Source organism: Streptomyces sp. NPDC046977, from assembly GCF_040644455.1.
Lineage (GTDB): Bacteria > Actinomycetota > Actinomycetes > Streptomycetales > Streptomycetaceae > Actinacidiphila.
Window position 1 is genome coordinate 1 of record NZ_JBEYWO010000070.1, and the last position, 13,846, is coordinate 13,846.

The window sequence follows — 13,846 nt, forward strand, 5'->3', positions numbered from 1 at the left end:
TGCACAACCTCGCCCTCGTTGGATAGGCCGATGGAACGCACAGCGGCCAGCCCCACCCGAGGCGACTCGAAGATCATTTACGGGACAGCCCTTAGCGAGTAGTTGCGGCGGCCAAGGGCCGTATGCCGCTCCAGGCTGCTTTTCGAAAACTCGCCTGCAATGGATTCTATTTGTCTGTCAGTCCACGCCATCAGTAAGGAACGTTGGGAAATTCGCATTCCCTACGTGTCCCGCACCGTTTGTTCGGCCCACACGATCTTGTTTTGCGTGGTGTGGCGCGTTCCCCATCGGTGTGATGTCCGCGCGACAAGTAGGAGTCCACGGCCGTTCTCGTCAGTGGTGCGTGGGTGGTGCAGCCTGGGAACGCAGTTGCCGCTGTCCCATACTTCGCATGTAAGCTCCTGGTGTTTGATCAGGCGTAGATTGATCGGTCCCTCGCCGTGGCGGATGGCGTTGGTGACGAGTTCGCTGACGATCAGTTGGGTCGTGGGGGTCATGTGTTCAATTCCCCATTTGGTCAGCTGGTCAGAGACCAGTTTGCGCGCGGTGCTCACGACGGCTGGGTCGGTTGCCAGGTCCCAGGATGTGGATTGACCAGGCCCGAGCGAGCGAGTTCTGGTGAGCAGCAAGGTGACATCGTCGAAGGGGGCATGGGTCGGGACGGTGTCAATAATGTGCGTGCAGAGCTGATCCAGCGTGTACCCGCGGTGGGCCAGCGCACGGGCCAGCAGCCCCATGCCGACGTCGATGTCGTGGTCGCGGCTTTCGATCAGGCCATCGGTGTAGAAGGCGAGAAGACTCCCTTCGGGTATTTCCATCTCGACGGCATCGAAGAAATCCATCCCGAGGCCCAGGGGGACACCGGCAGGGAGATCAGGGAAGCTAACGTGGCCGTCTGGGGAAATGATCGCGGGCGGGGGATGACCGGCCCGAGCCATCTTGCACCTTCGGCTGAGCGGGTCGTAGATCGCGTACAGGCATGTTGCGCCGATTACCGTGGCGGAAAGCCCCTGGGGATCGGTGTCCTCTTCCGCGAGGCGCTGCACCATGTCGTCCAAGTGGGCCAGCAGTTCGTCGGGGGGCAGGTCCATATTGGCGAGCGTGTGGACCGCGGTGCGCAGTCTCCCCATAGTTGCAGCGGCCTTGATGCCGTGGCCGACCACGTCACCGACGACCAGTCCCACCCTGGCACCTGACAGGGGGATCACGTCGAACCAGTCGCCTCCGACGCCTTCGTCTGTGTCTGCGGGAAGGTAGCGTGAAGCCACTTCGAAGGCCGGCCCGCCTGTGATGTTCTGCGGGAGCAAGTTTTGCTGCAGATCGAGTCCTGCAGTGTGCTCACGTGCGGATCGGCGAGCGTTGTCGAGCGCGAGTGCTACCCGACTGACGAGTTCTTCAGCGAGAAGCAGATCGTCTTCCTCGAAGGGAAGGACGTCCTCACAACGCAGGAAAACTGCCAGACCAAGCAGGACTTGCCGTGTCTGAATCGGCACGATCATGAGCGAGCGAACCCTGCACCGGCATACTTTTCTCGCGTATACCGGAATCTTGGAGAGCCATGTCTCCAAAGCGGTGCCCACAGATGATGCCAGATAAGATCGACCAGAGGACATGACGTAACCGATGGGTGAGTATGACGTGACGGGCAGCGTTTCCCCGATTTCCCACCCCTCTTCGTAGCCATCCTTGTGGATCGAGGTCAGGCCAACCTGCCGCAAAGAGGAGTCGTAAAGAGAGGATGTAAAGTCCGGCCCGAGAGGGACCGGCCCTTGCTTCATGGAGTCCGAGACGTACGCTATGGCGCAGTCTGCAAGGTGCGGTACCGCGAGGTCGGTAAGCTCCTGTCCGGTTTTGGCGACGTCCAAGGTACTCCCGATATGTATGCTGGCTTCGCTGAGAATTGCCAGCCGTTCGCGAGCCCACTGGATTCTGGTCATATCCACGCTCATGCAGCAGATTCCCAGAATCTCACCCCTTGCGCCCTCGATGCGGCAGAATGTCACGAAAAACGTATGCTCAGTGTTCCTGCTGCCGGGTGGGGCGGCCTGAAGGGTGTGCACGACAGGCACTCCACCCTCCGTTACCTTACGCATGACTTCGTCGAGAATATCGCTCTCGAAGGCAGAATTCGGCCTTATCTGCTGATGCCTGAGCCTTTGGCTGGAGGAAACCCCATCCTGCCGCTCCATGGCATCGTTCACGAAGATGCAGCGCAATTCGGGGTCGCGAAGAATGATACCCATCGGTCCACGCGTGAGAAGTGACTCCCGCACCGATCCGCTCACGGCTTGCGAGGAAAGCGTATCGATGTCCGTCGCTGATACGAGCCACATAAACTCCCCATCCCGGCCCGCCAGCAGTGAGAACCGCAGACTCACGTCATGCTCACTCCCATCCCTGTGACGCACCACCGCTCGCCCGTACCAATTGTTCCTGGCGCGGTGCTGCTCAAGGAAGGCCGCGGCGTCTGAACCATCCTGGGGAAAAGCAAGGAACACGTCTGCGGCAGGGTGCCCCACCACCTCGGCGGCGGAGTAGCCGGCAAGACGCCGTGCAGCGCGTGTCCATCCGGCGACCGTTCCTGTCGCGTCGACCAGTGCGATAGCGACGCATCCCGATTCCGTATCGCTCAGCGTTTCGTAGTGCGGGTATTCCAACTCGATCATCGGTGTCCATCCCAGGCGGGGTTCTGGCAGTTGCTGTCGCAGACCGGCATCTCGCTGCTGGCCAAACGATTACGGACACCACAGTTCCGCGAGGTGGTCCTGTAACGCATCCGTCGAATACCCTGGGGTGCATGCCTGGGGTGCGTCTACCAGTGCCTGGGCTGGGCGCACGCGCTGCCGTATCTGTCGCAGCACGTCGATCGGTTGAAACGGTGGCTCAGTGTGACCGATCAAATGCACGTAGTGCATTACGGAAAGCGGTTGCGGCGGATTAACCAGTGCCGGCGATGCGACCACACGCTCGACCTTCTCGATTACTTTTCAGCGTTCAGCAGATAGTAGAGGGGGCAAGTTCCGATGTTGCTGGGTAGGAGCGACGAGTGCCGAAGGCTGGACGAACTAGTCAGCAGGACGCGATCGGGGAGCGGTGGCGCCCTCGTCATCAGTGGAGATCCCGGGATCGGAAAATCAGAGCTAATCGCATACCTCTCGCACCACTCATCCGGGTGTCGCGTCGAGCGAGCCTGGGGAGTCGAATCGGAGATGGAACTCGCGTTCGCCGGCCTACATCAGTTGTGCGCTCCAATTCTCGACAATCTTGCGGCGCTGCCCACTCCGCAACGGGAGGCGCTGGGTGTCGTTTTCGGCAGATGTCCTGGTACTGCGCCGGACCGTCTGATGGTCAGCATGGCGACACTGGGATTGCTCTCCGAGACGGCCCAGAAGCAGCCACTGATATGTCTGGTAGACGATGCTCAATGGCTGGATCGCGCCAGTTTGCAGGTAATGGCCTTTGTGGGTCGCCGACTGATTGCCGAGCCGGTTCTGCTGGTGTTCGCAGTGCGGGAGGCTGGGATGCGCGAGTTGCGGGGGCTGCCCGAACTTGGCGTCACTGGTCTCAGCGATCATGATGCGCGTGCCCTCCTGACCTCGGCCATTCGAGGCAGACTGGACCCGCAGATAAGGGATCAAATCGTTGCTGAAACCCGCGGAAACCCGCTTGCCATCCTGGAGTTGCCGAAGGGGTTGGCGCCGGCAGCGCTGGCTGGCGGATTCTGTCTGCCTGAAGCCTGGCCGCTGACCAGTCGCATCGAACAGAGTTTCCTCACACGCATCGAGGCCCTTCCTCCGGCAACACGACAACTCCTGCTGACTGCGGCCGCCGAGCCTGTCGGCGATGTCACCTTGTTGTGGCGTGCGGCCGAGCGGCTGGGAATCACCCCTGACGCGGCTTCGCCAGCCCAGGAATGCGGCCTGCTCGAGCTGGCGGCACGAGTGCGGTTTCGTCATCCGCTCGTGCGCTCGGCGGTCTACCGAGCGGCAACGGTGCCCGCCCGCCAGAGCGTTCATCGCGCGCTCGCCGAGGCAACAGACTCCACCGTCGACCCCGATCGGCGTGCATGGCATCGAGCTCGGTCTGTGGTGGGTCCCGACGAGGATGTGGCCTGCGAGCTGTTGCGGTCGGCGGACCGTGCCCGGGCCCGCGGCGGGGTTACAGCAGCGGCGGCATTCTTGGAGCGTGCCGCCAACTTGACGCCTGAAGCCACACGCAGAGCAACGCGAGCCCTTGCCGCTGCCCAGGCCATGCTGGACGCCGCGGACCCGGACGCGGCCTACGAATGCACAGCGACGGCAGAGATCGGCCCGCTAGACAATCTGCAGCACGCACGCCTTGACCGACTGCGAGCTGAAATTGCATGCGCACGACGCCGCGGCAATCACGCGCCTCCGCTGTTGCTCAAGGCTGCCAGACGCCTGGAACCACTCGATCCGTACTCGGCACGCGAAACATATCTCCAGGCTTACAGCGCGGCAATTTTCTCAGGGCGAATTGTCAGCGACGGCACCGGTGTACTACAGGTAGCCAAATGCGCTCGCGATGCACCCCACGCACCAGAGCCACCCAGGCCTATCGACCTTCTCCTGGACGGCCTGACGACGAGGTTCACAAAAGGCTACGCCCCTGCCGTGCCGCTCCTCAAGAAAGCCCTCCAGGCTTACCGCATCGAGGCGCGTACCAAACAGGAAGTCCGCTGGCTCTGGCTGCTGTGTCCCATCGCCCCCGAGCCTATCGCGCCCGATCTGTGGGACGACGAGACCTGGCACGAAATGGCCAGCTGCGCTGTTCACCTCGCTCGCGACACCGGCGCTCTCAGTGTCCTTCCACTGGCGCTTGCCTACCGTGCAAGCGCCCACGTAGCTGCTGGTGAATTCACTTCGGCGTCATCGCTGATTGACGAGGCCAACGCAATTACCGAGTCGACCGGTTTCCCGCTGCTCAATTACGCCGCGCTCTTTTTGGCGGCCTGGCGGGGCAGCGCCTCTGCGGCTCTGGCTCGCTTTCAGGCTGCCCGCCACGATGCGACAGCACGAAGCGAAGGAAGATCCATTGGTGTGGTCAACTACGCGACGGCGCTACTCTACAACGGCTGCGGTGAGTATGATCGCGCACTGGCAGCCGCCCAACGAGCTGCCGAGTACGAAGACATCGGAATCATTTCATGGACACTCGTTGAATTGGTTGAGGCAGCCGCCCGAAGCGGCAGCCCGGAGACGGCTGCCGCCGCCATGCAGAAGCTTGAGGAGCGAACCCGGGCGAGTGGCACCGAATGGGCTCTGGGAACCCTGGCCCGGGCACGTGCGCTGCTCGCCGACGACTCGGCAGCCGACGATCTGTATCGTGAGGCCATCGAGCGACTGGCCCACACTCGCGTCGCTGTTCACCTAGCGCGCGCACATCTCGTTTACGGCGAGTGGCTGCGCAGGCAACGTCGGCGTGCCGAAGCGCGCGAACAACTTCACGCAGCTCACGAAGCGTTCACCCGGTTCGGGGCGGAGGGATTCGCCGAGCGTGCCCGGCACGATCTTCTTGCCACCGGGGAAGCGGTGACGAGGCACGGGGCCGGGTCGCTTGAGGATCTCACGGCTCAAGAGGAGCAAGTCGCCCAGTTGGCGCGCGAGGGACACACGAATGTTGAGATCGGTACGCGACTCTTCATCAGTCCGCGGACCGCAGAGTGGCACCTGCGCCACGTGTACACCAAACTCGGAATTTCCTCACGCAAGGAACTGCAGGAAGCTCTGGATCCCGCACATAGAGCATCGAATCCGTAGAGTGAATCGACGTTTCGTCAGCATCGCCTCGCTATTGTGGTCCTTATGGCCTGCAACGGCTGCATCGGATGGGCCCGTCCACTGGGGCCCTGCGGAATTGGGCGGCATCCGGTACCCGTCGTCGCGGGCCCGTTGTGGAGGGGGCGATCCTCGGGGCCCGCCCTGGAGCAGCTGAGCACGGTGGGCTGGCGAGGGCTGACCATGGAGTGCGTCGTGGCCGGCGCCCAGACCGGCAAGGCCGTCTACCGCTGCTGGCCGTCCATGCAGGCGCTCGTCGCCGACGCCCTGCAGAGGGCCTTCCCCGAGGTCCCTGATGTCGCGGACCTGGGCGGCCTGCGGGAGGACCTGGTCTTCCTCGTGCTGCGGATGCGTGAGGCGATGTACTTGCGGGGCGGGCTCGCCCTGCGTTCGGTGGCAGCAGCGTGTCGTCGAGGATCGCGAACGCGCCCGTCTGCCCAAGGCCGAGCAGAGTGGCGCCTGGAGCGCGAGATCCTTGCTCCGAGTAGCCGCCCATTTCGCTTCGGATGTGAAGCGAGGCCGGGTTTCCGTCGCTGGGGCGTCATCTCCGGGACCCGCGCTGGCTTCGGCGGGAAGCGGTTTGTTCTGTCGGTTCGGTGCTCGGGGCGCGCTGGTCATTATCGCTCCCTGGGGACCGAGCAGTCCGTGCCGAGCGCCAGGCTGGGGGAGTAACGGACCGTGAGGGAGATCCGCGCCATCCATGGCAGTGCTTCAGGCATGATATTTCTTAGCTTTCCAGTGAGCCCTTTCCAACCTCATTTTGCGGTGTTGAGGTGCAGGGTGAGGACGGCCTGGACGAGTGCGGTGATGCGGGTGGTGTTGCATCGCAGCTTGCGCAGGAGCCGCCAGGTCTTGAGGGCGGCCATGGCTTGTTAGCCGAGGGCGCGGATCTTCGCGTGGGAGACGTTGACGGCACGCTGACCTGCGGAGAGCTTGTCCCAACGGCCGCGGTACGGAACGCGAACTGTGCCGCCGGCCCCCTGATAGGCCTTGTCGGCCCAACAGCGGACGCGGGCCTGGGTCAACGCCTCGATGACGCCGTGAGTGCGGGCCGCCTTGATGTCGTGGACCGAGCCCGGCAGGGCCGGTGAGGCCCACAGCAGGTTTCCGAAGGGATCGGCGATGACCTGCACGTTCATGCCGTGCTTCTTATGTTTCCCCGAGTAGTACGGCCGGTCCGCGGCGATCCGGTCGATGGGCAGGAGCGTCCCGTCGAGGATCACGAACGCCTTGCGTGACGCCGCCCGGGCCGCTGCGGCAAGGTCCGGCGCGCGGGCTGCCAGGAGCTCGACCGCCTCGGCGACGTACCGGTAGACCGTGGCAAGCCCGACATCAAAGCCTGCCGCGAGCTGGGCGTAGGTGTGTCCGCAGCGCAAATGCGCCAGCACCAGGAGAGCCTGCCGGTCTGGTGCAAGCCGTCGCCAGCGAGTGCCGCGCTCACGACGCCGGACACTGAGCAGACCGGACAGGTACCGAAGGGTCGAGCTGGACAGATCGATCCCCGATGGGTAGACAAGCACACGAAGCTCCGGGCGGACAGGTTGATCTTGGTCGACAACCCATCTACCAGGAGCTTCACCTCTTCCCGCAGCCAGCCCACCCCCAACTCACCCGAACGTCAACCAGGTTGGAAAGGGCTCAGTGTGTGGCCCGGCAGAATGCGATTGCATTCGGGCGGGCGGATTTTTGCACGCAGAGTATGGGCAGCCCAGTGGAAGAGGAGTGGATCCCTTGTGGATGCTGCCCTCGCCGGACTGGGGTGCCCCGGACATGCCGGGTTACTTCACCGCCGTCCTTTGGCGGTGCCGCCTTGTCCCGTCGGGCGAAGTGGCCGGCAGCCCGCTCGGTAGACGCAGGAGTCGCCGTCCAGGAAGAAACCGCCCCGTTCGTGGAGCGGGATGAGCAGCGTGGCGACGACGACGGTGGCCCAGGGAGAGTTCGACGTCGCCACGATTGGTGGCGAGGCGTCAGATTCCCGCGCGGCGCACTTGCATCCGCACGCATGTTCCCGCAGGCATGTCCCCGCATGCGTGTTCGCCGGCGTACCCGACCCACCCGGACCGTGGCCCGCATCCCGTCGCGCTGCCCCGCCCCGCCCCGCACGCCGGTACTCGCCGAGAGCGCGGCTCCGCCGGATCTGCGATCGGGGTCGTCCCTGCGGTTCTGACCGGTGATGCCATGTTCGATCACAAGGAGACCGTTGTCCATTGGACAACGGTCTCTTTGCGCGTTACTGTCCAATGGACAAGGAATATCGTCGGTGGAGGGTCTACCTCATGTTCATTCATCCGGAGTTCCGTCCGGTACTCGATTCGTTGCCCGTTCTGGACGTGTTCGCAGATCTGGAGGGAAGTCGCGTGGCCGTCGCTGCGGCCGCGGAAGCTGTTTCCCCGGTTCCGGGAGTACGTGTCGAGGAACGGAAGATCACCGCCGCGGACGGGCGAATTCAGACTGTGCGCATCTATTCGCCCACAGCGGCGTCCTCCAGTCCGCGGCCTGCCGCGCTGTGGTTCCACGGCGGCGCGTTCGCCATCGGCGCGCCCAACGCCGAGGAGGGCCACTGCCTGCGGCTCAGCGCGGGACTGGACATGGTTGTCGTCGCCCCCGACTACCGGCTGGCGCCGGAGAATCCGTACCCGGCCGGCTTCGACGATTGCCACGCCGCTCTGATCTGGACGGCCGAGCATGCCGACGAACTCGGCATCGACGTCTCACGCATAGCGCTCGGCGGGCACTCGGCGGGCGCCGCGCTCGCTACCTCCGTCGCCCTCGCAACCCGCGAACGGGGTGGGCCGGCGGTGGCCTTCCTTTACCTCGGCTATCCGGTCCTCGACGACCGCCAGGACACGCCGTCCTCCCGGACAGTCACGGACGACAGGCTCTGGAACCGGTCCGGAGCGCTGGACATGTGGTCCGCCTACCTCGCCGGGACGGACCCGGAGGCCGGTTACGCGGTGCCTGCGCGGGCTCGTGACCTCAGTGGTCTGCCGCCCACGTACATCATGGTGTGCGGCGCGGACCCCGGGCGCGACGAGGGTCTGGCGTTCGGTGCCGCGCTGACCGCGGCTGGTGTGCCGGTGGAGATGCACCTCGTTCCGGGTGCGCCGCACATGTTCGACGTCTACATTCCGCAGTCGGCGGTCGCCCGCCGGGCCGTCGCCGACTGGACTCGGGCCCTTGCCGAGGGTTTGGGTCAGGGGACCGCCACGCGTGCTTCCGACTGAACGCCGACGACTCCGTATGGCGGAAGCGGTTGCCGGCCCGGGTACTGACGTACCCGGGCGGGTCTCGCGTGCCCGGCCGGAGTGGCGTGCCAGGTGAGGCGTGCGTCCGCGGTGGGCCGGGACTGCTACCTTCGCACGGCCGGGCGCAACGCCCCGGCCAGGCCCGGTGGATACGCGTACGCGGAACAGACGGGGAAGAGTTGCTGAGGTCTGTGGGCGCAGCCGGTGGGCCGCCTTCACCTTGCCGTGGAGCCGCTCTGCCCGAAGTCCTCGACAGAGATCGTGGAACGAACCCCCGGCCGAAAGCCCCGGACCTGTGTGTACACGGCCAAGAGGGTCGCCGATGAGCAGGCGGCGCCGAGCAGCAGGAAGACCAGGCGGTAGCTGTGGCCGGACGGAGCGCCGGCGGCCGTGTGACCGCCGCCGACGAGCACCAGGGAGGTGACGGCTCCGGAAACGCTGCCCCCCAGTGTCCGCATGAGGCCGTTGACACCGGTGACCACGCTGGTCTGATCCGCCGGGACCCGGTGGACTGCCAGTGCCGACAGCGCGGCGTATCCGATGCCCATGCCGGCCCCGAAGAGGACCGAGCTGGTCCACAGGGTCGGGGCGTCGCCGGGACGCGCGGCCAGCCACCAGAAGGCCGCGGCGACCAGGCCCGAACCCAGGGCGCAGGTGATGTCCGTGCCGACGGAAGCCGAAAGGCGGGCCGATAGGGGAGCCAGAGCTACCATCGCCACACCGCTCGGCAGCAGGAGCAGGCCTACCTGCAACGGCGAGGAGGCCACCCCGTACCCGCCGCTGGGCGCGGCCTGGGCGTAGGTGGAGATCACCGTGAAGTAAGCGAACATTCCGAAGCCGAGCAGTACGGCAATCACGTTGGCGTTTCTGGGTATGCCGTGGGCGACGATGCGCAGGTCGACCAGTGGGGCGGGCGTCCTCAGCTCCCAGCGCGTCCAGACGACGCCGGACATGAGCGCGGCACTCAGCAGCGTGATCGTCGCAGGATGTCCCCATCCCCAGTGACTGGCCTGGCTGATGCCCAGCAGCGCGGGCAGCACTGTCAGCACGAGCAGAAGTGCTCCAGGCATGTCCAGGCCACGCCGCGAGATCCGGGAGGGCTTGTCGGCGGGAACCGACCGCCGGAGAAGGAACCAGGCCACCGCCAGGGCCAAGGTGCCCGTTGCGAACGCGGCACGCGGGCCGGGCCGGATCAGGTCGATCAGCCCGGGCATGAGCATTCCCGCTCCGGCGCCGGCTCCCATCATGGCGCTGAGCATGCTGATTCCGGCTGGTGCGCGACGGTAGTCGAGGTGCTCGCGCACAAGACCCACGCACAGGGGGAACAGAGCAGTGCCGACTCCGCCCAGCGCTCTGCCCGTCAGGAAGAGGCCGAAGCCGGGTGCCACAGAGGTCAGTGCGCTCCCCAGCAACTGCACGGCCAGGGCCGCCAGTGCCGCTCTCCTGCGGCCCATCGCGTCGCCGATCTTGGCGAGGACCGGGGCGGCGACCGAGGCGGACAGCAGGAAGGCCGTCACCGACCACGTGGTGGCGGAAAGACCGGTGCCGAACGTTCGGCCGATCGCGGGAAGCAGCGGCACCACCAGGGTCTGCTGGGCGGCCATGACCAGGATCGCCCCGTAGAGGGCCGCCGGCATGGAGCGAGGGCCGCCGACGGAGCGTGTACCCGACTGCAGGAGAAGACGACGAGACGACATACAAACCTCTTGTCCATTGGATAACGCCCAGGGTAATTGTCCGATGGACAAGAAGCAAAGGGTGTGGTCACGCCGGGTTCGGCGGTTCATAGATGACATATCCTTGTCCACTGGAAAACGCGGCTCGATCCGCGTCGGCCGGGCGGGGTCGCGACAGGAAGGTGGGCGACATGCAGGAGAGGGACAGGATCGTCGCAGCGGCACTGGCCGCGCTCGGCGAGAAGGGCATCGAGGGGGTGACCCTGCGGTCCGTGGCCGACCGGCTGGGCGTGCGGCACAACACCGTGCGATGGCACATCGAGAGCAAGGCGCGCTTGTTCGAGCTGATGTCGGACGAGATCATTGCCGGATGCACTGCCGCACCGCTGCCGGATGACTGGGCCGAGCGCGTCTTCGAACTCTCCTCCCGTTACCGGGCGCGCCTGCTGCACTACCGGGACGGGGCTCGCCTGGTCGCAGGTGTGGGCACCTACGAGCCCGCTACGCTCGACTACGCGGAAGTGATGATCTCCGCTCTGCGCGGCAGCGGCGCGACCGCGCAGGTGGCGGCCTGGGCGCACTTCACCATCTTGTACTTCCTCCTCGGCATCAGCCAGGAGGAGCAGGCGGTAGACACCGTGGATCCCGCAACCAAGATCGACCGGGCCCGTTACCCCACCTTGTGGGAATCGAGTCGGTACCTCGGCCCCAGTGAGTTCGACGCGCGCTTCCGGTTCGGGCTGCAGAGTATCCTCGCGCGCCTGCGGACCGACCCCGCTGGTGGGCTGATGGCTGCTCCGCGGGGGGGCATCCGCACGTGAGGAAACTCTGCGCGTGGGATCGCGTTGGACGGAGTCGAGGCGGACTGAGTTCCACGAACCGGTCGATGTGACACCGGCGAGCAGGTGGAATCCCTCGGGTCGGGCAATCGAACCGGACCGGCAATGCAGGGCCTTGGGACTTGACCCGCCGGCAGGCGCTGCAATGGCACCCGGGTGTCGGTCATGGACCGGTACCCGGGTTCGCCTTGCGGAAGGATCAGAAGCCGGTAAGGGTGATCTTGCCGATGGCGGTTCCGGCCTCCAGGATGCGGTGGCCTTCGCGGAGGTTCGCCGCGTTGATAGGGCCGAGGTCCTGGTTGGCGGTGGTGGTGAGGATTCCGGCGTCCACCAGGCGGGCGATCTGGGTCAGGATGTGGTGTTGCTCGGCCTGGTCCGGGGTCTGGAACAGAGACCGGGTGTACATGAACTCCCAGTGGTAGGAGATGCTCTTGGCCTTCAACACGCCGATGGGCAGGGAGTCGAAGTCGTCGATGGCGACGATCTGACCGAAGGGCTTGAGTGCCTCGGCGTAGGCGGCAAGATTGCGGTCGGTGTTGGTGGTGCTGAACACATGGGTGATGCCGTTGGGTGCCACCTCGGCGAGTTGCGGGACCAGCGGCTTGTGATGGTCGACGATGTGCTGGACGCCCATCCGTTGGGCGAAGTCGATTGTGTCGGGGCGGGACGCGGTGCCGATGACGGTGAGACTGGTCAGGGCCCGGGCGAGCTGTGCGGCGATGGCGCCGACGCCGCCGGCTGCGGCAGTGATCAGCAGGGAACCGTTGCGCTGCAGGCCGTTGTTGTGCAGCCCGAGCCTTTCAAAGAGTCCTTCCCAGGCTGTCAGGGAGGTCAGTGGCAGAGCAGCGGCTTGGGTGAAGGTGACGGTGGCGGGCTTGTGGGCCGTAATGCGTTCGTCAACAACGTGGTACTCGGAGTTCGCTCCGGCGCGGTCGATGGCGCCGGCGTAGTAGACATCGTCGCCGGGCTTGAACATGGTGACCTTTTCGCCGACGCCTACAACAGTGCCCGCCGCGTCCCAGCCCAGCACCTTGAGCTCGCCGCCCGGGTCGTTGCCCTGGCGGACCTTGTAGTCGACGGGGTTGAGCGCGACGGCCTTCACCTGTACCAGCAAGTCGTGCGGTCCGGGCTGGGGGACGGCGATCTCCAGGTCGATCAGGCTCTCGGGGTCAGTGATCGGCAGGCTCTTGCGATAGCCGACGGCACGCATCGTGGTGTTGTCCATGGAATGAACTCCGTTTGCGCTGGTGATGAGTGATTGAATGCGAAAAGGTGAGATGCCCGCTAGCCGGACCGTCCCGTTGCCGCGGTCCCGCTCAGGTGAGCAGCCGGACGTCGTGTTCGGTGAGGTAGCGGTCGGCGGCCTGCAGGGGGGACAGGCCCCCCACGTTGATCAAGGCGTCGATCTCCTCGACACCTTCGTTGCCCAGGAACAAGGCGTCCAGCCGGGCTACCGCCTCCGGTTGGACGCGGTCCAGCGCCTGCAAACTGATGACGGGGCTGGCGTCGTCCACGGTACCCAGTAGGCCCTTTGGCTCCCTCAGTGTCCGCAGGCTGTAGTGGCGGTTGAGGTACTGCGGCCGCCACAGGGGGATCACAAACCACTCCCGCGCGGTGATGCCACGCTCCACTCGGGAGATGAAGCCGGATTCGGTTCCGGGAGTGAAGGCGTAGCCGTAACGGTCCAGGCCGTACTCGTTCACCATCCGGGCCGAGAACCGGCTGATGCCCGCTCCGGGGTTGATGCCGTCGATGGCCCTCGTCATCCGCTCCGCTACGTCGGTGCGGGTGAGATCGGCCACCTCTCGCACCTGCTCGGCGGGAACGTACGGTGGCACGGCCCATACGCAGTAGGGCTGGTAATGAGGTGACAGCACACGTACACGATCGCGATAGCGAGCGAGATAGGCGCCGTGGCTCGACGGCAGCCACGCAGAGACGAGGACGTCTACGCTCCCCTCCTCCTGGAGTCGGAACAACTGCTCGTGCGGGGCCTCGACACTGTTCACCCGGTGGCCGTGCGCCTCCAGCACCCGGCGGGTTACCGCGGCGGCCGCACGGTGGAACGACAGGGCGATATTGCCCACAGTAACCGTCGGCGCTGAAGAGGTGAGAGACATGGTGACTCCTTTTGGGGGGAGACAAACCGTTCCGGAACCCGGGACCGGTCGGCCAGGCTGGTCGTACGGCCCGCATCTAGACCCGTACTTCGCGGGTGACCGTTTCAGGTCTGTGGCCAGCGAGTTTGTCCGATGTCGGTGTCGAGGAGGTCGAGGAGGTGGAGTTGG

7 protein-coding genes and 2 pseudogenes are annotated in these 13,846 nt (G+C 65.3%); 4 read left to right on the forward strand and 5 right to left on the reverse strand.

Features of this window, described 5'->3' with window-relative positions; genetic code table 11:
• Positions 1 to 221: 221 nt before the first annotated feature.
• On the reverse strand, positions 222 to 2,666 hold the full coding sequence (locus ABZ883_RS42580) for a SpoIIE family protein phosphatase (protein ID WP_360917547.1): 2,445 nt from the start codon (positions 2,664 to 2,666) through the stop codon (positions 222 to 224).
• Between the two features lie 357 nt (positions 2,667 to 3,023).
• Here ABZ883_RS42580 and ABZ883_RS42585 point away from each other — a divergent pair, with 357 nt between their 5' ends.
• Both ABZ883_RS42585 and ABZ883_RS42590 read left to right on the forward strand, forming a co-directional pair.
• On the forward strand, positions 3,024 to 5,780 hold the full coding sequence (locus ABZ883_RS42585; protein ID WP_360917550.1) for an AAA family ATPase: 2,757 nt from the start codon (positions 3,024 to 3,026) through the stop codon (positions 5,778 to 5,780).
• Positions 5,781 to 5,848: 68 nt separating this feature from the next.
• A pseudogene (locus ABZ883_RS42590) lies at positions 5,849 to 6,194 on the forward strand (TetR family transcriptional regulator); the annotation flags it as partial.
• Positions 6,195 to 6,553: 359 nt separating this feature from the next.
• Here the strand turns inward: ABZ883_RS42590 and ABZ883_RS42595 are convergent.
• A pseudogene (locus tag ABZ883_RS42595) lies at positions 6,554 to 7,318 on the reverse strand (transposase family protein).
• 720 nt (positions 7,319 to 8,038) lie between these two features.
• Between ABZ883_RS42595 and ABZ883_RS42600 the strand changes: the two are divergent.
• The gene (locus tag ABZ883_RS42600; RefSeq protein WP_360917553.1) at positions 8,039 to 9,022 is read left to right on the forward strand and encodes an alpha/beta hydrolase; all 984 of its coding nucleotides are present in this window, start codon (positions 8,039 to 8,041) and stop codon (positions 9,020 to 9,022) included.
• Positions 9,023 to 9,258: 236 nt separating this feature from the next.
• Here ABZ883_RS42600 and ABZ883_RS42605 read toward each other — a convergent pair whose 3' ends face one another.
• Complete coding sequence (locus ABZ883_RS42605) at positions 9,259 to 10,680, reverse strand: MFS transporter (protein WP_360917556.1); 1,422 nt, start codon at positions 10,678 to 10,680, stop codon at positions 9,259 to 9,261.
• 230 nt (positions 10,681 to 10,910) lie between these two features.
• Here ABZ883_RS42605 and ABZ883_RS42610 point away from each other — a divergent pair, with 230 nt between their 5' ends.
• Complete coding sequence (locus ABZ883_RS42610; protein ID WP_360917559.1) at positions 10,911 to 11,540, forward strand: TetR/AcrR family transcriptional regulator C-terminal domain-containing protein; 630 nt, start codon at positions 10,911 to 10,913, stop codon at positions 11,538 to 11,540.
• Between the two features lie 217 nt (positions 11,541 to 11,757).
• On the opposite strand, the gene ABZ883_RS42615 is transcribed toward ABZ883_RS42610, so the two are convergent.
• Positions 11,758 to 12,783, reverse strand: a complete 1,026-nt coding sequence (locus tag ABZ883_RS42615; RefSeq protein ID WP_360917562.1) for a zinc-binding alcohol dehydrogenase family protein — start codon at positions 12,781 to 12,783, stop codon at positions 11,758 to 11,760.
• Between the two features lie 91 nt (positions 12,784 to 12,874).
• On the reverse strand, positions 12,875 to 13,678 hold the full coding sequence (locus ABZ883_RS42620; protein WP_360917565.1) for a glycine betaine ABC transporter substrate-binding protein: 804 nt from the start codon (positions 13,676 to 13,678) through the stop codon (positions 12,875 to 12,877).
• Positions 13,679 to 13,846: the final 168 nt, after the last annotated feature.

Coding starts and splice junctions, on each gene's coding strand:
- ABZ883_RS42580 (WP_360917547.1), bottom strand. CDS start 2,666: ATGATCGAGTTGGAATACCCGCACTACGAAACGCTGAGCGATACGGAA.
- ABZ883_RS42585 (WP_360917550.1), top strand. CDS start 3,024: ATGTTGCTGGGTAGGAGCGACGAGTGCCGAAGGCTGGACGAACTAGTC.
- ABZ883_RS42600 (WP_360917553.1), top strand. CDS start 8,039: ATGGACAAGGAATATCGTCGGTGGAGGGTCTACCTCATGTTCATTCAT.
- ABZ883_RS42605 (WP_360917556.1), bottom strand. CDS start 10,680: ATGCCGGCGGCCCTCTACGGGGCGATCCTGGTCATGGCCGCCCAGCAG.
- ABZ883_RS42610 (WP_360917559.1), top strand. CDS start 10,911: ATGCAGGAGAGGGACAGGATCGTCGCAGCGGCACTGGCCGCGCTCGGC.
- ABZ883_RS42615 (WP_360917562.1), bottom strand. CDS start 12,783: ATGGACAACACCACGATGCGTGCCGTCGGCTATCGCAAGAGCCTGCCG.
- ABZ883_RS42620 (WP_360917565.1), bottom strand. CDS start 13,678: ATGTCTCTCACCTCTTCAGCGCCGACGGTTACTGTGGGCAATATCGCC.